A 19,311-nucleotide genomic window follows, 5' to 3' on the forward strand; every position below is an offset into this window, starting at 1 on the left:
GGGGGTGGGGGACGGCACGGCCGGTGTCCGGGGGAGGGGTGGGGTCAGGTGCCGGCGAGGGGAAGGGCGGCGGCCACCAGGCGGCCGTTGGCGGCGGCCTGGTCCAGGGCGTCGCGGAGGAGGTCCTCGCGGGGCTGGCGGCCGATGGAGCCGACGGGGGCCGCGAACATCAGCACCTGCTGGTGCTTGTTGGCGGCGGCCCGCCAGCTGTCGGTGACCTGGAGCGGCTGGTGCGCCTGCCACCAGGCCACCGGCTGGCTGCCGTGGGGGCCCGGCTGGAGCACAGCGTGGAGCTGGCCGACGGCGAGCAGCACCGACCAGCCGTGCAGCACCGGGGGGACGGTGTCGAGCGCGGTCACCGGCATGAAGCCCTGCTCGATGAGGAGGGGGAGGAAGTCGTCCCCGCCCCCGGTGGCGCCGGGGCGCGCGATGGGTGCGGTCGGCTCGACGACGAGCGCCGGGTGCAACTCGCCCTCGATCAGCACCAGGCCGCTGGTCACGCCGAGCACGGCGGGCTCGGGCGCGGCCCGGTGGGGCTGCTCCGGCTCCTGGGGGGCCGCCTCGCCGCCGATGGAGCGGACGGCGCCCTGCAACTGCTCCTCGGTGACCTGCACGACCTGCGAGGGCAGACAGCCCGCGTGGGCGAAGGCGAGGACGGCGGTCTCGTCCCCGACGAACAGGACGGTGCTGGTGCGTTCCTGATCGGAGTCCCCCGGAGTGCGGCAGGACGTGCAGTCGTAACTGCCCGGAGCGTTCGCTCCGGTGAGCAGCCGGTCGGCTTCTTCGTCGCCGATCTCGGCGCGTACGGCGTCACTGACGTCGAGCATGCGCGGCACGGTGGCTCCCTCGGGATGCGCGCGGTCGGCCGGGTGGCTCCCGGTCGCTGAGCCTTGGGATCGCGGGCTCATGCAGAAGACAACGGGCGTCCTGTGGTGGGAGTCACGCCCCAGGGGGCATGGAATCGAACCAGCCTGCGCGCAGGGTCACTTTCGACACGGAATCGGCCACTCACCGTCAACTCCGTACCCAGTCAAGGAACTTGAAAGGGTGATGTGTGTCACGGGCAGGTGCCGCTCATGGTCGACAAGTACCGAAATAACCGTATGAAGTGGTTGGCCGGAAATCGCCGATACTGGCGGTAACCACCAACTGGCCTGCCGCGACGAGGTGTTGTTGAAATGCGGCACCTGTCCTCCTTAGATTCCTTCGCCGTGTGCAACTAGCACCGCTCGGGTAGGTCCGCCGCCCGGCGCCGGGTCCGTCAGGGCCGCGGCACCGGTCACCGGTGGACGGGGCGGGCACGAGGAACCGCGGTCCGACGCGGCGAGACGTGCCCCGCCCAGGGGGAGCCCGGGTTCGTGGAGAGGGAACTGCATGACCGAGTGTGCCGATACGACCCGTTCGACCGCCCGTAAGGGCCGTACGACGGCCGCCCTCGCCGGGGCCGCGCTGCTCGCCCCGCTGGGGCTGCTGGCAGCCTCCGGAGAGGCGCAGGCGGCGGACAACGGGGTCTGGGACCGCATCGCCCAGTGCGAGAGCGGCGGCAACTGGCACATCAACACCGGCAACGGCTACTACGGCGGACTCCAGTTCTCCGCCAGCACGTGGCGTGCCTACGGTGGCGGCGCCTACGCCGCCACCGCGGACCAGGCGTCGAGAAGCGCGCAGATCGCCGTGGCGTCCAAGGTCCAGCAGGCCCAGGGCTGGGGCGCCTGGCCCGTCTGCTCCGGCCGCGCCGGGGCCTACGGGTCCGCACCGTCCAGCGCCTCGGCGGGCAACGGAACCGACAAGGGCGTGACGAAGAAGTCCGCTCCCACGCGATCCGCCCCGACCCGGACCGCACCGACGCGGTCCGCCCCGGCCCCGCAGCGCCCGGCGACGACCCATGCCGACCGGGGAGCCGGCCGGGGCGGCTACACCGTCCGCCAGGGCGACACGCTGAGCACCATCGCCGCCCGGCACGGGGTGAGCTGGCAGCGGGTCTACGAAGCCAACCGGTCGGTCATCGGGGCCGACCCCGATCTGATCGTGCCGGGGCAGCATCTCGCGCTCTGACGCGAGGCCCCGCCTCGACGGCCACGGCCGCCGCCCTCCGGAGGGCGGCGGCCGTTCGCATCTGTTCGTGCGGAGAACTCGTGAATTTCCTATGCGGCATCAGCTCCGGCGCGCGTGCGCCGCATTTCGCGGGAAAAACGTTCCGGGCCTGTTCCTGGCCGGTTCCGGTCTGTGATCCGACGCATTACGAGCGTTAATTGGCCCCCGTGACGGCCCGCACAGGAAAATTCTGTTCGATTACCCCGTGAAGGTGAACGGAAACCCCCATACGTGTGACGGAGTACGCGGGTTACGGGCATCGGGAGCTGTGACAGAAGTGTGACCGGCCAGCGCCCCGGCGGCCGTCGCGGCGCGTGCCTTCCGTAGTCGGCGCGGGCCGCCTAGCGTGGCCGCATGGCACAGATCCCCGCTCCGCCGCCGGAGCCTCAGGACACCCTGGACAGCTATGTCGGCCTGGCCCCGGAGGGCGCCGACCGGCGCGCCCGGAGCCGGGGCTGGCAGACGGTGCGGGCGCTGCCGCCCGGCGCGGTCATCACCATGGAGTACCGCACGGGCCGACTCAACTTCGAGGTGAAGGACGGCCGGGTCGCCCGCGTCTGGAAGGGCTGACCCGGCCGTCAGGGGCGCGCGGCCTGCGAGGCCCCGCGCGGAAGCCGGTCCGCGTGCGGCGGACGCCGGCTGCCCGCCGGGGTGACCGGGGTGCGGTCGGAGCGGGCCGTGTGCGGGCCCGGCGCCAGATGGATCGGCGGCCGGGGCCCGCGCGCCGACGTGACCGGCTCCCGCGCCGGTACGGACGGCTCGGCGGCCTTGGCCAGCGGCTGGAGGGCCACCGGGGCGAGCGGCGCGGCCGGCGCGGGCACGGTCCGCCGCCGGCGGGCGCGCAGCCGGTCCCGCAGCGCGAACAGCGCGTTCTCCGCGCGGGAGATCAGCGGCTCGAACCAGGGGAGCGCCAGCAGGATCAGCAGCCCGGCGGCCCAGCCCAGCAGCACGTCGCTCAGCCAGTGCGTACCGAGGTAGACGGTGGTGAGGCCGACGCCGAGGGAGGTGATCGCGGAGAGGGCGGACAGCCAGCGGCGTGCCCTCGCCGTGGAGGCCAGATACGCCAGGATGCCCCAGGTCACGACCGCGTTGGCGGTGTGACCCGAGGGAAATATGTCTCCGCCCAGGCCCATCTCGTTCGAGCCGATCACGGTGGCGTAGTGCGGGCCGAGCCGGCCCATGCCGAGCTTGGCGGCGCCGACCGTGATGTTCAGCAGCAGCAGCGAGGCGGCCAGGGTCAGCAGCGGACGGACCGTGTGCTGCCGCCAGGAGCGCCAGCCGAGCCAGGCCGCGACCATCACCGCGGTGGGGCCGCGCTGGCCGAGCACCACGTAGTAGTCGAGGAAGGCGTGGATGCCCGGCCACTGCTGGTAGGGGCGGAAGAACATGACCCGCCAGTCCAGCCGGACCAGCCAGGACGTGGTGATCACGGCCCACACGATCGCCAGGTAGAAGGCCAGGGTCGAGGAGAACAGCACGGCCCGGTGCCGCGACATCCGCGGCACGTCGATATGGGCCGGCCGTTCCGGCTCACGGTCCAGCCTGGCGAACACCCGGTCCAGACGCCGGGTGAGCTTTCGTTCGGTACGCACCCAATCGACGTTACAGCGAGTGAGCTGTGTGCCCGGTCGGTACTGGGGCTTTGTGATGACGATGTGATGTGGGAAACGTCTCAGGAACCGCTTGAATTCCTGAACGTCGGCGATATCGCCGGAGCGGCCCCCGTAATTGCCCCGGATCTCGCCGGGAGCGGTTTTATGGCGCTTTTAATTCGGTTCACCGAAAGGTGGTCCGGTATTCGGCGGGCGCTCACCCGGCCCGTCGGGCCCCTCACGGCGGACCGGAGCCGTTCAGCCACCAGGCGCCGTACACCGCCGCACCGGCCGCGAGCGCGCCGACCAGCGGCGCGGCGCGGGCCGGGCGGGCGCGGGCCAGGGCCTCGGCCAGGGGGAAGAGCAGGGGGAAGGCGGGCAGCAGCAGCCGGGGCTTGGAGCCGAAGTAGCTCGACGCGCACAGGGCCAGCGCCAGCACGACCCCGCTGTAGACCAGCAGCGCGAGCGGCTGCCCCCGGCGCACCCCGGCCCCGTACAGCCACAGCAGCAGGACGACGCCGGTGATCAGGGCGATGCCCGCGAGGGCCGACGGGAACGCGGTGAGCATGCCGCCGACGAAGCGGGCGAAGGCGTACCCGCCGTCGAACCCGTTGCGCCACCCCGCCTGGACGTCGAGGTAGCCGAGCGGGCCGTCCCCGGTGCGGTGACCCACCCACAGGACGTACGCCGCCGCGCCCAGCGGGGCCAGGGCGGCGCCCAGCACCCGGCGCCAGGCGGGGGAGCGCGGGCCCCCCGCGCTCCGCGTTCGCCCGAACGAGGCAACGGCCGCCACCCACACCGCGGCGACCACCGCCGCCCCCACCGGCCGGGTCAGCCCCGCGAGCGCGGCCAGCAGCCCCGCCGTCACCCAGCGCCCCGACACCACCGCGAACAGCGACCAGGCGGCCAGCGCGGTGAACAGGGACTCGCTGTACGCCATCGACTGCACGATCCCGACCGGCAGCACCGCCCACAGCAGCACCGCGTACATCCCGGCCCGCGCTCCGTACAGCCGTTCCGCCAGCGCGAAGACCCCGCCCGCCGCCGCCAGCGAGGCCGACGCGGAGACCGTGAGTCCCGCGTCCGCGTACGACAGCGGGGCCAGCGCGTGCAGCAGCCGCTCCAGCCAGGGCAGGAGCGGGAAGAAGGCGAGGTCGGAATGGACGTCGCCGCCCGGCAGCCGGACCTCGTGGCCGTAGCCCGCACCGGCGACCCGCGCGTACCAGAGGGAGTCCCAGCGGGCGGAGAGCAGCTTGTGCGCGCTCGTGCCGCGTGCCGCGCTCCACCCGGCCAGCACGGCCAGCCCCAGGGCCCGGACCCCGGCGTACCCCAGGAGCGCCGGGAGGGCCCGGCGGGGGAGGGAGGTCACGGGCGGGGCCGCCCGCGTGGCTGTCTCGGTCACGCGCCGATTATCGACGCCCGCGCCGGCCGGGCCGTCCTGCGCCGATGCCCCCGGATGGCGAGGTGGCGCACGCCACACCGATCGGGGCACAACCGTGAGAGGTCCACCACGTGACCTGGGGATGAACTCGCGTACGCTGACGAACCACCCGCGTGGGTCCGAGCGGGCCGGTGCCACCGCTTCTCTCCGGCCGTACGGCGTGGAGATCCCCCCACCCCGCCGGCCCGCCGCACGCGAGGACTCTTCTGGGAGGTACGTACATGTCCGGGACGACCACGGCCGCCGTCCGGCCGTCCCGTGGGGCGACCGGGGCCGGTACCAACCGCTGGGTCGTCCTCGTCGTCCTCTGTGTCAGCCTGCTGCTCGTCGGCCTCGACGCCACCGTGCTGCACGTGGCGGTCCCCGCCGTCACCGAGGACCTCAGGCCCAGCGCGGTCGAACTGCTCTGGATCGTCGACATCTATCCCCTGGTCTGCGCCTCGCTGCTGATCCTCTTCGGCACGCTGGGCGACCGGGTCGGACGCAGACGCGTCCTGCTGCTCGGCTACGCCCTGTTCGGCGTGGCCTCGGCCGTCGCCGCCCTCTCCCACAACGGTGAGACGCTGATCCTGGCCCGCGCGCTGCTCGGTGTCGGTGGCGCCATGATCATGCCCGCCACCCTCTCCATCCTGCGCCAAGTCTTCCCCGACCGGCGCGAACGGGCGCTCGCCATCGGCATCTGGAGCGCGGTCGCCGCCGTCGGCGCGGCCGTCGGCCCGCTGCTCGGCGGGTTCCTGCTGGAGCACTTCTGGTGGGGCTCGGTCTTCCTGGTCAACATCCCCCTGATGCTGGTGAGCCTGCCCATCGGCCGGATGCTGCTGCCCGAGTCCCGCGGCGAACGGGACGGCCCCTGGGACATCGTCGGCGCCCTGATGGCGGCGGGCGGCCTCTTCGGCGTCGTCCTCGGCGTCAAGCGGCTCGGCGGCGGCGAGGACGTGACCGGCCCCCTCACCCTGGTACCGCTCCTGGTGGGCGTGGCCCTGCTCGTCCTCTTCGTCCGGCGCCAGTCGCACTGCGCCCACCCGCTGGTCGACCTGAGCATGTTCCGGCGGCCCGCCTTCAGCACCTCGGTGGGCTGCATCGTGCTCGCCATGCTGGCCCTGGTCGGCCTGGAGCTGATCGCCGCGCAGTACCTCCAGCTCGTGCTGGGCCTGTCCCCGCTCCAGACCGGGCTGCGGCTGCTCCCGCTGACCGTCGCCGCGATGGCGGCGGGCCTCGCCGGCGCCCGCGTACTGCGCGGTCTCGGACCGCGCCGGATGGTCTGCGCCGGATTCGTCCTCACCGCCGTCGCCGTCGTCACCCTCACCGCGATGGGCGGCCGCGACAACACCCCGCTGCTCCTCACCGGTTTCGTGCTGCTCGGCTTCGGCCTGGAGACGACCCTCTTCGGGGCCTACGAGTCCATGCTCAGCGAGGCCCCGGCCGACCGGGCCGGCGGCGCGGCCGCCATCGGTGAGACCTCCTACCAACTGGGCGCCGGCATCGGCATCGCCCTGCTCGGCAGCGTGATGAACGCCGCCTACGCGCCCGCCCTCGACTCGGTGCCCGGCGTCCCCGCCTCCGCCTCCTCGGCCGCGGGCCGCTCCCTGGGCGAGGCGTACGACATCGCCGCCCGGCTCGGCGGGCCCGCCGGGGCCGCGCTGCGGGACGCCGCCCGCGACTCCTTCGTGCACGGACTGCATGTGACGCTGCTGGTCAGCGCCGGTCTGCTGCTGCTCGGCGCGCTGATGGCGCTCCGGCTGCCCCGCGTCATGAACTGCGCCCCGGAGGCCGCCGGGGCACCGGAACCGGTCGCGGAGAGCCCCGTACCGCTCGCCAAGAGCGAGCTGCCCGCGCCCCGGGCGGCCGGGAAACCCACGGTCTCCGCCTGACCTTCGGCCCGGTCGCTCTGGACGCGCGGCGCGCTCGGGCCGTAACGTCGGCCGGGCATACGTAACTAGCGGTGCTAGTTTTTGAACGCAGCACAGTTCGAGCGCCGCAGGTCCTGAGCCGCAGAGTGCCGGAGGGTGTTCCCCATGTCCGCGTCCCCGAAGCCGCCCGCGTTCGACCCCGCCGACCCGCTCGGCCTCGACGACCTCCTCGACCCCGAGGACCTCGCCGTCCGCGACACCGTCCGTTCCTGGGCGGCCGACCGCGTGCTGCCGTACGTGGCCGACTGGTACGAGAAGGGCGAGCTGCCCGGCATCCGGGAGCTGGCCCGCGAACTCGGCTCGATCGGCGCCCTCGGCATGTCCCTGACCGGGTACGGCTGCGCGGGCGCGTCGTCCGTGCAGTACGGGCTGGCCTGCCTGGAGCTGGAGGCCGCCGACTCCGGCATCCGCTCCCTGGTCTCGGTCCAGGGCTCGCTCGCCATGTACGCGATCCACCGGTACGGCAGCGAGGAGCAGAAGAACGAGTGGCTGCCCCGCATGGCCTCCGGCGAGGTCATCGGCTGCTTCGGGCTGACCGAGCCCGACCACGGCTCCGACCCGGCCGGCATGCGTACGTTCGCCAAGCGGGACGGCGACGACTGGGTGCTCAGCGGGCGCAAGATGTGGATCACCAACGGCTCGGTCGCCGGGGTCGCGGTGGTCTGGGCGCGCACCGAGGACGGCATCCGGGGCTTCGTCGTCCCCACCGGCCTGCCCGGCTTCTCGGCGCCGGAGATCAAGCACAAGTGGTCGCTGCGGGCCTCGGTCACCAGCGAACTCGTGCTGGACGACGTACGGCTGCCCGCCGACGCGGTGCTGCCCGGCGTCACCGGGCTGCGCGGACCGCTCGGCTGTCTCTCGCACGCCCGGTACGGCATCGTGTGGGGCTCGATGGGCGCCGCCCGCAGCAGCTTCGAGGCGGCTCTCGACTACGCGAGGACGCGGGAGCAGTTCGGGCGGCCCATCGGGGGCTTCCAGCTCACCCAGGCCAAGCTCGCCGACATGGCGGTCGAGCTGCACAAGGGAATCCTGCTCGCCCACCATCTGGGGCGGCGGATGGACGCCGGGCGGCTGCGGCCCGAGCAGATCAGCTTCGGCAAGCTGAACAACGTCCGCGAGGCCATCGAGATCTGCCGGACGGCGCGGACGATCCTCGGCGCCAACGGGATCTCCCTCGAATATCCCGTGATGCGGCACGCGACGAACCTGGAGTCGGTGCTCACCTACGAGGGCACCGTGGAGATGCACCAGCTCGTGCTGGGCAAGGCGCTCACCGGGCTCGACGCCTTCCGGTGAGCCCCCTGGGGGCGGGGCCGGTGAACGGCCCCGCCTCAGCTCTGATTGAAGAAGCCGTCCTCCCGGCGGCCCGCCGGTTCGCCACTGATGATCTCGGTGTGGGCGGGCGTCAGCAGGAACACCCGCGTCGCCACCCGCTCGATCGTGCCCCGCAGACCGAAGGTGAGCCCGGCCGCGAAGTCCACCACCCGCTTGGCGTCGGCGCCCTCCATCGCCGTGAGGTTCATGATCACCGGGACCCCGTCCCGGAACAGTTCGCCGATGGCGCGGGCGTCCCGGAAGCTGTCCGGGGTGACCGTGCCGATGCGGCGGCCCTTGTCCTCGGCCGTGTCCGCGGCCACCTTCACCCGCGGGTCGGTGACCCAGGCGTCAGCGGGCTCCGTGCCCTCGGAGTAGTCGTCGTCGTAGTAACGCTCGTCATCGTTGTCGTCGACGAGGCCGAGCCACGCACTCGCCTTGCGTACCGATCCCATGGACGCCTCCTCTCACAGCGGTCTTGTCTGTTCTTCGCTTCCCTATGGTCATCCATGATGCGGACGGTGCGCCAAGTGGATAGACGCCGCGCGGGGGGTTTGTGACGGTACTGGTGCACGATCGATCCGTCGAGAGCCCTTGTGCCCCAAGGCCTGCGACTCATACGGCTGCTGACTGAGAGTGAAATATGATTTGTCGCGGCGGATGGGTGATGTGTGGTGTGTCCGGGTGACGGAAGGGGTCTCAGGGGCATCCGGGGTGGGGCGTGTGGGGCGATGTCGGCTCTGGTGACGTGAGGGGACGTCAGGGTGTGCGGGTCGCCCGATCGTTGAGCCGTGTACGGCCGAAAGGCACCCTTGTGCCGACCGGTCGTTCGGCCGAATACTCCCCCTCAGCGCTTGTCAGGGGCATGCACGTCCGATCGACCTGCCGCTGACTGCGCCTCACGGGCCCCGACCCCACGCGGGCCCCCGAATTCCCCAGGAGGGAACGACACGTGAGGATCAAGCGCACCACTCCCCGAGGCCGTATCGCCAGACGCACCCAGCTCACGGCGGCCGTCAGCGGCCTTCTCGCCGTAGCCGCGTTCGCCGCCCCCACCGCGAACGCCAGCGACGTCCACACGTTCAGCGCCGGCCAGCTCACCAAGGCGAGCGACTCCGTCCGCCAGGCCGACGTCCCCGGCACCGCCTGGGCCGTCGACAGCAAGACCAACCGCGTCCTCGTCACCGTCGACAGCACGGTGTCCCAGGCCGAGATCGCCAAGATCAAGCGGCAGGCCGGCGCGGACAGGCTCACCATCAAGCGGACGGCCGGCAAGTTCAACAAGCTGATCACCGGCGGTGACGCCATCTACGGCGGCTCCTACCGCTGCTCGCTCGGCTTCAACGTCCGCAGCGGCAGCACGTACTACTTCCTGACCGCCGGGCACTGCGGTGAGGTCGCCTCCACCTGGTACAGCAACTCCGCGAAGACCACGGTGCTCGGCACCAACGTCGGGTACAGCTTCCCCGGCAACGACTTCGCGCTGGTGCGCTACACCAACTCCTCCGTCGCGCACCCGAGTGCGGTCGGCAGCCAGACGATCAGCAGCGCGGCCACTCCGGCGGTCGGAACCACCGTGACGCGGCGCGGTTCCACCACCGGGACGCACAGCGGGCGGGTCACCGCGCTGAACGCCACCGTCAACTACGGCGGCGGGGACGTGGTTTCCGGGCTCATCCAGACCACGGTGTGCGCCGAGGGCGGTGACAGTGGTGGCCCGCTGTACGGCGGGAGCGTCGCTTACGGGCTGACGTCCGGCGGCAGCGGCAACTGCTCCTCCGGCGGGACGACGTTCTTCCAGCCTGTCACCGAGGCGTTGAGCTACTACGGGGTGACCCTTCCGTAGGTTGCCCGAGGTTCCCTGACGGGCCGTCCTCACTGACGGGTCGGTTCGGCGGGCCCCTGTACGCGGTCACTCGCGTGCGGGGGCCCGCTTTTTGTCGAGGGTCAGGGCGCGGGGGCGGGCGGGGTGTGTGGGGGGTCTGTGTGGGGGATGTGGGACTTCGGGTTTCGGGGGCTTTGGGAGGGGCGGTTTTTGGACACCCGATCGTGTTGCTGTGCGGTGGCCGGGTTTTGACGTTTCGTGTTTGCGCTGCGAATTTCCTGGGGTGACTGTCCTCGGTCAAGCTGGGGAGGTTGTTCGATGGTCCGGCCTGAAGTCGGTCTTGTGTGCCCGCTGTGACCTTCGGAAGAGTGGGCCGCTCGTCAACCAGCCTTCCGGCCCGTCAGGTCCCCACAACCTGGCGGACCGACCCCCCACAGGAGGACGTGAGTTGAAGCATCGACGCATACCCGCACGCCGGGCCGCGATCGCCGGAGCGGGTGTTCTCGCACTGGTCGGAGCGGGAGTCACCTTCCAGACTGCGAACGCCAGCGAACCCGCCGGGGCCGCGGACTCCGCGGCCGGCGCGCGCGTTCTGTCCGCTCCCGCGGCCGGAAAGCTCGCCTCCACGCTGCTCGCCGATCTCGGCTCGGACAGCGCGGGCAGCTACTACGACGCCCGGGCCAGGAGCCTCGTCGTCAACGTGCTCGACGCCTCCGCCGCCGATACCGTCCAGGCGGCCGGCGCCAGGGCCAGAATCGTCTCCCGCTCGCTCGCCGTGCTCGACGGGGCGCGGTCCACGCTCACCAGGGACGTGACGATCCCGGGCACTTCGTGGGCCACCGACCCGGTCTCCAACAAGGTCGTCGTCACCGCCGACAAGACCGTGTCCCCGGCCCAGTACGCCAAGCTGGGGAAGGTTGTCTCCGGGCTCGGGGGCGCCGCCGAACTCAAGCGGTCGAAGGGGGAGTTCAAGCCCTTCGTCTCCGGTGGCGACGCCATCAACGGGTCGGGCGGGCGGTGTTCGCTCGGGTTCAACGTGACCAAGGGCGGGGCGCCGTACTTCCTCACCGCGGGGCACTGCACCGCTGCGATCTCCAGTTGGACCGATGCGTCCGGGAACGCCATCGGGTCCAACGTGGACTCCAGTTTTCCCGGTAACGACTACGGGCTCGTGAAGTACGCCGACGGGGTCGACCACCCGAGCGAGGTCAATCTCTACAACGGGTCCGCTCAGCAGATCTCGGGGGCTGCCGAGGTCACCGTGGGGATGAAGGTCACTCGTAGTGGGTCCACTACTCAGGTGCACGACGGGACCGTGACGGGGCTGAACGCGACGGTGAACTACTCCGAGGGGACCGTGAGCGGGCTGATTCAGACCGATGTGTGTGCTGAGCCGGGGGACAGTGGTGGATCGCTGTTCTCCGGGAGCAGTGCGGTGGGGCTTACGTCGGGGGGCAGCGGGGACTGCTCCTCCGGTGGGGAGACGTTCTTCCAGCCTGTGACTGAGGCGCTGGCCGCTACGGGGACGCAGATCGGCTGAGGTTCCTGGCTCCGGCTCCGGCCGGCCTTTGGGCCCCCGCTTCTCCTTCGGGAGGGCGGGGGTCCCTTGCGTTGTGGGGCGGGGCCGCGCCGGGGGGTGTCCGTCCTCGGTCCGGCGACTTCTGTTTCTTCGATGCGTTCGGCTTGCCTCTTCGCCGGCCGCTGCGGGCGGACACCCCCCGGCACGTCCCCTCGCCGCCGTCGCCGGCTCTCCCGGCGTACGGGGCTGTTGTCTGGGCCGCAGTGGTCTTGGGTGGCTGGCGGGCGTGTTTTCGCAGGTGAGAGGGGTGGGCGCTCTTGTCGTACGTGCGTTCGATAGTGGGGGTATGGTAGAAGGGAACGGGTGTTCGATTGGCTTGAGTGGTGGGAGGTGCTGGGTGGCGTTCGCGCATTTGCGGGCTGTCTCCGGGTTCTCCCTGCGGTACGGGGCCTCGCATCCGGAGCGGCTTGCCCTGCGGGCCTCCGAGCGGGGGATGGATGCGCTGGCCCTTACGGACCGGGACTCGCTCGCCGGGGCCGTTCGGTTCGCCAAGGCGTGTGCGGTGAGTGGGGTGCGGCCCGTTTTCGGGGTTGATCTCGGGGTTGCCGTTCCTTCCGGTGGGGGTGGCGGTGGGCGGCTCCGGGCGCCGGTGCGTGGGGGTGCTTTTGTGGACGAGTCGGCTCCCCGGGTGACCTTTCTGGCGCGGGACGGGGCTTTGGGGTGGGCTGAGCTCTGTCGGATGGTCAGCGCCGCTCATGCCGGGGGTGGGGGTACGCCGCTGGTGCCCTGGGAGGCGCTCCGGGGGGAGGGGGTTGTTGTTCTCCTGGGGCCCGACTCCGATGTGGGGCGGGCTCTCGGGGCCGGGCGGCCTGACCGGGCCGCGCGGTTGCTGGGGGCCTGGCGGGAGGTTTTCGGGGACGCTCTGCGGGTTGAGGTTGTCTGGCACGGGGTGGAGGGGACGGGGAGCGGGTCCCTGCGGCTTGCTGCTCGGAGCCTTGGCTTCGCTGTGGAGCAAGGGGTGCGGCCTGTTCTCAGTAACGCGGTGCGGTATGCCGATCCGGGGCAGGGGCGGGTGGCCGATGTGCTGGATGCTGCCCGGCGGCTGGTGCCCATTGATCCGCGGAAGGGGCTTGATTCCGGTGAGGCCTGGCTGAAGGGGCCGGCCGAGATGCTCCGGGTTGCCGAGCGGGTGGTGGAGGCTGCCGGGTATCGGCGGGAGACCGCGGGGCGGTTGATCGCCGAGACTCTCGCTGTCGCCGGGGAGTGTGTTGTCGATCCTGAGGATGATCTCGGGATCGGGAGTGTGCGGTTTCCCGAGGGGCGGCTCGTGGGGGCCGGGCGGCGGGGGGCTCAGCGGGCGCTTGCCTCTCGGGCCGTTGCCGGGATGGTGCGGCTTGGGTATTCCGGGCGGCGGGAGTACTGGGAGCGGATGCATGAGGAGTTGGAGATCATTGGGCATCATGGGTTTGCGTCTTATTTCCTGACCGTTGCCCAGGTTGTCGACGACGTGCGGGAGATGGGGATTCGGGTCGCCGCTCGGGGGTCCGGGGCCGGGTCCCTGGTGAATCATCTGCTGGGCATCGCTCATGCTGATCCGGTGGCGCACGGGCTGCTCATGGAGCGGTTCTTGTCGCGGGAGCGGGTGGCGCTTCCTGATATCGATGTAGATGTGGAGTCCGCTCGGCGCATCGAGGTTTACCGGGCGATTATCGGGCGGTTCGGCGAGGAGCGGGTCGCCACCGTTGCCATGCCGGAGACCTATCGGGTTCGGCATGCCATTCGGGATGTGGGGGCCGCTCTTTCGATGGACCCTGCCGAGATCGATCGGATTGCCAAGGCTTTTCCGCATATTCGGGCGCGGGACGCCCGGGTCGCGCTTGCCGAGTTGCCCGAGCTGAAAGGGCTTGCCGGGGAGCAGGAGCGGTACGGGGTGCTGTGGGAACTGGTGGAGGCGCTTGATGCCCTGCCGCGTGGGGTTGCCATGCATCCTTGTGGGGTTCTGCTGTCCGACTCCTCGCTGCTGCGGCGTACTCCGGTGGTTCCCACCAGTGGGGAGGGGCTGCCCATGTCGCAGTTCGACAAGGAGGATGTGGAGGATCTCGGGCTGCTCAAGCTGGATGTGCTCGGGGTGCGGATGCAGTCGGCCATGGCGCATGCCGTCGCCGAGGTGGAGCGGGCTTCGGGGGAGCGGGTCGATCTGGATGCTTTGCCCGCGGGAGATGCCGATACGTATCGGCTCATCCGGTCCACCGAGACGCTCGGGTGCTTTCAGATCGAGTCGCCTGGACAGCGGGATCTGGTGGGGCGGCTTCAGCCTGATTGTTTCGGGGATCTGGTGGTGGATATTTCTTTGTTCCGGCCCGGTCCTGTTGCCGCCGACATGGTGCGGCCTTTTATCGAGGCCCGGCATGGGCGGGCGCCTGTGCGGTATCCGCATCCGGATCTTGAGCCGGCGTTGCGGGACACCTATGGGGTGGTGGTGTTCCATGAGCAGGTCATTGACATTCTTGCCGTCATGACCGGGTGCGGGCGGGGAGAGGCTGATGCCGTGCGGCGGTTGCTCTCCGACTCCGAGGCCCAGGGGCGGGTGCGGGTGTGGTTCGCCCAGCGGGCCGAGGAGAAGGGGTACGACGCCGAGACCATCCGGCGGACCTGGGAGATCGTCGAGGCTTTCGGGTCCTATGGGTTCTGCAAGGCGCATGCCGTCGCTTTTGCCGTGCCCACCTATCAGTCGGCCTGGCTCAAGGCGCATTACCCTGCCGCTTTTTATGCCGGGCTGCTCACGCACGATCCCGGTATGTATCCCAAGCGGCTGCTCCTGGCTGATGCTCGGCGGCTCGGGGTGCCGATTCTGCCGCTGGACGTGAATGTGTCCGGGGTCGCTCATCGAATCGAACTGGTGTCTGGGGCGTGGGGGGTGCGGCTCGCCCTCGCCGATGTGCACGGGATCAGCGAGGCGGAGGCCGCGCGGATCGCCGAGGGGCAGCCGTACGCGTCCCTGCTGGACTTCTGGGAGCGGGGGCGGCCGGGGCGGCCGCTCGCCCAGCGGTTGGCGCAGGTCGGCGCGCTGGACGCGTTCGGGGCCAATCGGCGCGATCTTCAGTTGCACCTGGCCGAGCTGCACCGGGGGGCCCGCGGCGGGCGTGGGGATCAGCTTCCGCTGGGCGGGGGGCGGCGGACCGCCTCCGCCGGGCTGCCCGATCTGTCGGAGACCGAGCGGCTCAGTGCCGAGCTGGGCGTGCTGTCCATGGACGTCTCCCACCACCTGATGGACGACCACCGGGGCTTCCTGGAGGAGCTGGGCGTGGTGTCGGCGCGGCGGCTGCGCGAGGCCCGGCACGGGGAGACCGTACTGGTCGCCGGGGCCAAGGCGGCCACCCAGACGCCGCCGATCCGGTCCGGCCGGCGGGTCATCTTCAGCACCCTGGACGACGGCACCGGGCTGGTCGACCTCGCCTTCTTCGACGACTCGCACGACGCCTGCGCGCACACCGTCTTCCACTCCTGGCTGCTGCTGGTGCGCGGAGTGGTGCAGCGGCGCGGGCCGCGCAGCCTGAGCGTGGTCGGGTCGGCCGTCTGGAACCTCGCCGAACTCGCCGAGCTGCGGGCCGAGGGAGGTCTGGAGAAGGTGGCGGCCCGGCTGGCCGAGCCCGCGCCGGAGGCGAAGGCCGCGGAGGACGGGGTGGGGCGCCGGATTCGGATGTCCACCGGCTTCCAGATGCACCCGTGGGCCGACCTGCGCCCGGCCGGCCAGGAGGTGTCCGAGCAAGCGCCTTCCGCCATGCGGAAGTTGTGGCATCAGAGTCCGGGGAGTGCGGGATGACCATTCTCTGTGTGCGTTTCCGCCGGGCCGGCGAGGGTGACGGTGAGCTGGAGCTGTCCGAACTGCTCGGACTGCTGGAGGAGTTCACGCCCGTCGTGGAGGGGCTGCCGCCCGACGGGGCCCTGGCCGATCTGCGCGGGGCCGAGCGGTACTTCGGGCGCGGGCCGGTGGAGCTGGCCGCGCTGATCCGGGTGCGGGCCCTCGCCCGGTACGGGGTCGACTGCGTGGTGGGCGCCGGCCCCGGACCAATGCTGGCCCGGATGGCGCTGCGACAGGCCCGGCCGGGGGTGGTGTGCGCCGTTCCCGACGAGCCCGGTGCCGGGGCGGAGTTCCTCGCCGGGCTGCCCGTGGTCGCGCTGCCCGGGGTGGGGACGGCCACCGCCCGGACCCTGTGCGAGTACGGGCTGGACACCCTCGGGCGGGTCGCCGTCGCGCCGCCCGCCACGCTCCAGCGGCTCGTCGGGGCCAGGACCGCCCGTGAGCTGCGGGAGCGGGCCAACGGGGTGGACCGGGGGCGGGTCGTGCCGAACGCCGTCTCCCGGTCGGTGGCCGCCGAGCGGTCCTTCGGCAGGGACGAGCTGGACCCCGGCCGGCACCGGCGGGCGCTGCTGGCCGACGCCGAGGAACTGGGGGCCCGGCTGCGGGGGATGGAGCACGTCTGCCGCTCCCTGACGCTCACCGTGCGCTACGCCGACCGCTCCACCACGGTCCGCGGGCGCACCCTCGCCGAGCCGACCGCGCACTCGGCCGACCTGACGAGGGCGGCGTACGGCATGTACGAGGCGCTCGGGCTCCAGCGGGCGCGGGTGCGGGCGCTCGCCCTGCGCGCCGAGGGGCTGACGCCGGCCGGGGAGGCCGCGCACCAGCTCACCTTCGACCCCGTGGACGAGAAGGTCCGCCGGATCGAGGAGGTCGCCGACCTGGCGCGGGCCAAGTTCGGACCCCGCGCGGTGATGCCCGGAACGCTCGCGGCCTGAGTCACCCGTGTCGCGGGAGCTTCTGGTGGGATTCGGCGGCCCTGTGCCGCCTCGTGACGGTTCCTCAGTGTGCGGGTGCTTCTGAGGGCGGATGGAACTTTTTACCGACGCGTAACTTCACAGTTGCACTACTCGTCCGTAACTTGACGAGTGAACAGCATCCCGTGATCCGGATCACAGGGTTAGGCCGTGCACCTTCTCCCTTGAGCCGCAAGGAGATCACACGATGCTGCCCTGGAAGCGAGCGCTCAGACCGCTCGCCGCGCTGGTCCTGGCCGCCGCGCTCGCCACCGTTCCCGCCGCCACCGCCCACGCCGCTCCCAGCAGTGGCTGGAACGACTACTCCTGCAAGCCCTCAGCCGCCCACCCGCGGCCCGTCGTCCTCGTCCACGGCACCCTCGGCAACTCCGTCACCAACTGGGTGTCGCTCGCTCCGTACCTCAAGGAGCGCGGCTACTGCGTCTTCTCCCTCGACTACGGACAGCTCCCCGGCGTCCCCGTCTTCTACGGCCTCGGCCCGATCGACAAGTCGGCCGAGCAGCTCTCCGCCTTCGTCGACAAGGTGCTCACCGCCACCGGCGCCACCAAGGCCGACCTCGTCGGCCACTCCCAGGGCGGCATGATGCCCCGGTACTACCTGAAGTTCCTCGGCGGGTCCGCCAAGGTGAACGCGCTCGTCGGGATCGCCCCCAGCAACCACGGCACCGATCTGAGCGGCCTCACCAACCTGCTGCCGTACTTCCCCGGCGCCGAGGACCTCATCAAGTCCACCACGCCCGCACTGGCCGACCAGATCACCAACTCGGCCTTCATGACCAAGCTCAACGCGGGCGGCGACACCGTCCCCGGTGTGCACTACACCGTCATCGCCACCAAGTACGACGAGGTCGTCACCCCCTGGCGCACCCAGTACCTCTCCGGCTCCGACGTCCGCAACGTCCTCCTCCAGGACCTCTGCCCGCTCGACCTCTCCGAACACGTCGCGATCGGCATCTTCGACCGCATCGCCTACCACGAGGTCGCCAACGCCCTCGACCCGTCCCACGCCACGGCCACCACCTGCGCGTCCGCCTTCAGCTGAGATGACCCGGGGCCCTGCCCGGCCTGAGCCGCCCGGCAGGGCCCCGCGTTCACAGGGGTGTTCAGTGCGGGTTCCGGCCCGTCGCGCGCTGGCGCACCGAGAGGAACAGTGCCGCTGAACCGAGGGCCAGGGCGGCGGCGCCGCCGATGGCCGCGTACGAGGTGCCGGTGGGGGTGCCGGTCTCGGCCAGGGGGACCGAAGTGCCCTCCGGCCGCGGGGCGTTGGGGGCAGGGCTCACCGGCTTCGCCGAGGTGCTCGGGTCGTTGTCGCCGTGGCCGTGGTGCTCCACCGTGGAGCGGTCGGCGCCGGCCGCGATCTGGCGCTCCGAGGGGGCGGAGACGGTGGGCGTGGGGGTGGTCCTCGCGGACTTGGTCACCTTGGCCGTACCGGCCGGGGCGGCCGCCGCCGCGCCGCCGAAGTCGACGTCCGAGCAGGAGTAGAACGCCTCCGGGCTGTCCGAGCGCTGTCACACCGCGTACAGCAGGTGGCGGCCCGTACGGGCGGGGAGCGTGCCGGAGAAGGTGTAGAAGCCGTCCGTGGCGACCGGGTCCGTGGACTTCGCCACCGGGTCTGCCAGGTCCAGGTCGGACCAGGCCAGAGGCTTCGCCGGGTCGTAGCCGGGCTTGGTCGCGTAGACCTCGAAGGTGCCCTTGTGCGGAGCGGTCACCCGGTACTTGAAGGTGTACGAGCCGCTGTGCACGCCGGTCGCCGGCCAGTCGACGCGGGCCAGGTCGAGGCCCTTGAACTCGTCGTTCCCCGCGCTGCACAGCTTGCCGTCGGGGATCAGATCCTGGTGGCGGCCGCCCGCGTCGCCGATCCGGATGCCGTTCCAGTCGTACAGCGCCTGGGTGCCGCCCGCCGCCACGGCCGCCTGGCAGGCCGCCGACTTCGGGGACTCCGGGCCCTCCGCGAAGCACTGCGCGACCCGGCTGACCGGGTCGCCCATCGAACCGTGCGCGGACGCGGGCGCGGCGGCCAGCACGGTCAGGGTCAGCGGCGCCAGGCCGAGCGCGGCCGCGGTGGCGGCGGCCCGCAGCCGGGGCACGCGCCGCCCGCGCGGGGTCGAGGGCGTGGCGAAGGGCATCGGAACTCCTCGGAACAGTGGGGCCGGCCGACTGCCGGAAGGGGGCTGGTCCCGTGGGGGGACGGTCAGAAACTAGCCCCGCACGACGGCGGATCGACCCGCTCCGGTCCCTTTGAGGCGATCTTTATGGTCCGCTTAAGGCCGTGCTCAGACTGGGCTCAGGTCGCTACCGTGCCCAGCATGAACGATCACCCCGACGCCCCGGTCCGCGCCGCCACGGCCGCCGACGTGCCCGCCGTGCGCGCGGTCACCGCCGCGGCCTACCGCCCCTACATCGCGCGCATCGGTGTGGTGCCCCAGCCCATGGAGGCGGACCACATGGCCGACGTGGAAGCGGGGTGTGTCTTCGTCACAGGAGAGCCCGTCACCGGACTCGTGGTCGTCCGCGCTCGCCCCGACCACCTCTTCCTCGACAGCATCGCCGTCCACCCCGACGCCCACGGCCGGGGCGTCGGCGGCCGGCTGCTGCGCTTCGTGGACGCCCGCGCCCGTGCGCTGGGGCTCTCCGAGATCCGGCTCTACACCAACGCCCTGATGTGGGAGAACCAGAAGATCTACCCCCGGTACGGCTACGAGTTGGTGGAACGCCGTGTCGACGGCCCCTACGACCGGCTCCACTACCGCAAGCCGCTGAACCGCTGACGGAACCTG

Annotated in this window: 14 protein-coding genes and 1 pseudogene; 10 read left to right on the forward strand and 5 right to left on the reverse strand. The window is 71.6% G+C overall.

The window, feature by feature from the left end; translation table 11 throughout:
* Window positions 1-44 precede the first annotated feature (44 nt).
* A complete protein-coding gene (locus E5082_RS19585; protein WP_135792557.1) occupies window positions 45-836 on the reverse strand; it encodes a hypothetical protein in 792 nt (263 codons plus the stop codon).
* 538 nt (window positions 837-1,374) lie between these two features.
* Between E5082_RS19585 and E5082_RS19590 the strand changes: the two genes are divergently transcribed.
* Together E5082_RS19590 and E5082_RS19595 are read left to right on the forward strand one after the other, a co-directional pair.
* Window positions 1,375-2,055 carry a transglycosylase family protein gene (locus E5082_RS19590; RefSeq protein ID WP_135792558.1) on the forward strand — a complete coding sequence of 227 codons (681 nt, stop codon included), beginning with the start codon at window positions 1,375-1,377 and terminating at the stop codon, window positions 2,053-2,055.
* 393 nt (window positions 2,056-2,448) lie between these two features.
* A complete protein-coding gene (locus E5082_RS19595; protein WP_135792559.1) occupies window positions 2,449-2,664 on the forward strand; it encodes an I78 family peptidase inhibitor in 216 nt (71 codons plus the stop codon).
* 8 nt (window positions 2,665-2,672) lie between these two features.
* Here E5082_RS19595 and E5082_RS19600 read toward each other — a convergent pair whose 3' ends face one another.
* The gene (locus tag E5082_RS19600; protein ID WP_135792560.1) at window positions 2,673-3,686 is read right to left on the reverse strand and encodes a phosphatase PAP2 family protein; all 1,014 of its coding nucleotides are present in this window, start codon (window positions 3,684-3,686) and stop codon (window positions 2,673-2,675) included.
* Window positions 3,687-3,924: 238 nt separating this feature from the next.
* A complete protein-coding gene (locus E5082_RS19605; RefSeq protein WP_135792561.1) occupies window positions 3,925-5,088 on the reverse strand; it encodes a glycosyltransferase family 39 protein in 1,164 nt (387 codons plus the stop codon).
* Between the two features lie 260 nt (window positions 5,089-5,348).
* Here E5082_RS19605 and E5082_RS19615 point away from each other — a divergent pair, with 260 nt between their 5' ends.
* Complete coding sequence (locus E5082_RS19615; protein ID WP_135792563.1) at window positions 5,349-6,998, forward strand: MFS transporter; 1,650 nt, start codon at window positions 5,349-5,351, stop codon at window positions 6,996-6,998.
* A 144-nt stretch (window positions 6,999-7,142) separates the two neighbouring features.
* The gene (locus E5082_RS19620; RefSeq protein ID WP_135792564.1) at window positions 7,143-8,333 is read left to right on the forward strand and encodes an acyl-CoA dehydrogenase family protein; all 1,191 of its coding nucleotides are present in this window, start codon (window positions 7,143-7,145) and stop codon (window positions 8,331-8,333) included.
* A 35-nt stretch (window positions 8,334-8,368) separates the two neighbouring features.
* On the opposite strand, the gene E5082_RS19625 is transcribed toward E5082_RS19620, so the two are convergent.
* Window positions 8,369-8,806, reverse strand: coding sequence for a cell division protein SepF (locus E5082_RS19625; RefSeq protein WP_030812436.1), 438 nt, complete (start codon window positions 8,804-8,806; stop codon window positions 8,369-8,371).
* 497 nt (window positions 8,807-9,303) lie between these two features.
* Here E5082_RS19625 and E5082_RS19630 point away from each other — a divergent pair, with 497 nt between their 5' ends.
* The 5 genes from E5082_RS19630 to E5082_RS19650 all read left to right on the forward strand — a co-directional run bounded on the left by E5082_RS19630 (window position 9,304) and on the right by E5082_RS19650 (window position 17,576).
* Window positions 9,304-10,197 (forward strand): S1 family peptidase, encoded by an 894-nt coding sequence (locus tag E5082_RS19630; protein WP_135792565.1) that lies wholly within the window; start codon window positions 9,304-9,306, stop codon window positions 10,195-10,197.
* A gap of 427 nt (window positions 10,198-10,624) precedes the next feature.
* Complete coding sequence (locus tag E5082_RS19635) at window positions 10,625-11,716, forward strand: S1 family peptidase (RefSeq protein WP_135792566.1); 1,092 nt, start codon at window positions 10,625-10,627, stop codon at window positions 11,714-11,716.
* 325 nt (window positions 11,717-12,041) lie between these two features.
* The gene (locus E5082_RS19640; protein WP_135792567.1) at window positions 12,042-15,518 is read left to right on the forward strand and encodes a DNA polymerase III subunit alpha; all 3,477 of its coding nucleotides are present in this window, start codon (window positions 12,042-12,044) and stop codon (window positions 15,516-15,518) included.
* Window positions 15,515-16,495 (forward strand): DNA polymerase Y family protein, encoded by a 981-nt coding sequence (locus E5082_RS19645; RefSeq protein ID WP_135792568.1) that lies wholly within the window; start codon window positions 15,515-15,517, stop codon window positions 16,493-16,495. The genes E5082_RS19640 and E5082_RS19645 overlap by 4 nt, the downstream gene beginning before the upstream one ends.
* A gap of 226 nt (window positions 16,496-16,721) precedes the next feature.
* Window positions 16,722-17,576 carry an esterase/lipase family protein gene (locus tag E5082_RS19650; protein ID WP_135792569.1) on the forward strand — a complete coding sequence of 285 codons (855 nt, stop codon included), beginning with the start codon at window positions 16,722-16,724 and terminating at the stop codon, window positions 17,574-17,576.
* A gap of 61 nt (window positions 17,577-17,637) precedes the next feature.
* Here E5082_RS19650 and E5082_RS19655 read toward each other — a convergent pair.
* A pseudogene (locus E5082_RS19655) lies at window positions 17,638-18,660 on the reverse strand (lytic polysaccharide monooxygenase auxiliary activity family 9 protein).
* Window positions 18,661-18,840: 180 nt separating this feature from the next.
* Here E5082_RS19655 and E5082_RS19660 point away from each other — a divergent pair.
* Window positions 18,841-19,302, forward strand: a complete 462-nt coding sequence (locus tag E5082_RS19660) for a GNAT family N-acetyltransferase (RefSeq protein ID WP_135792570.1) — start codon at window positions 18,841-18,843, stop codon at window positions 19,300-19,302.
* The last annotated feature ends 9 nt before the right edge of the window (window positions 19,303-19,311 follow it).

It is taken from the genome of Streptomyces griseoluteus (assembly GCF_004784465.1).
Taxonomy (GTDB): domain Bacteria; phylum Actinomycetota; class Actinomycetes; order Streptomycetales; family Streptomycetaceae; genus Streptomyces; species Streptomyces griseoluteus.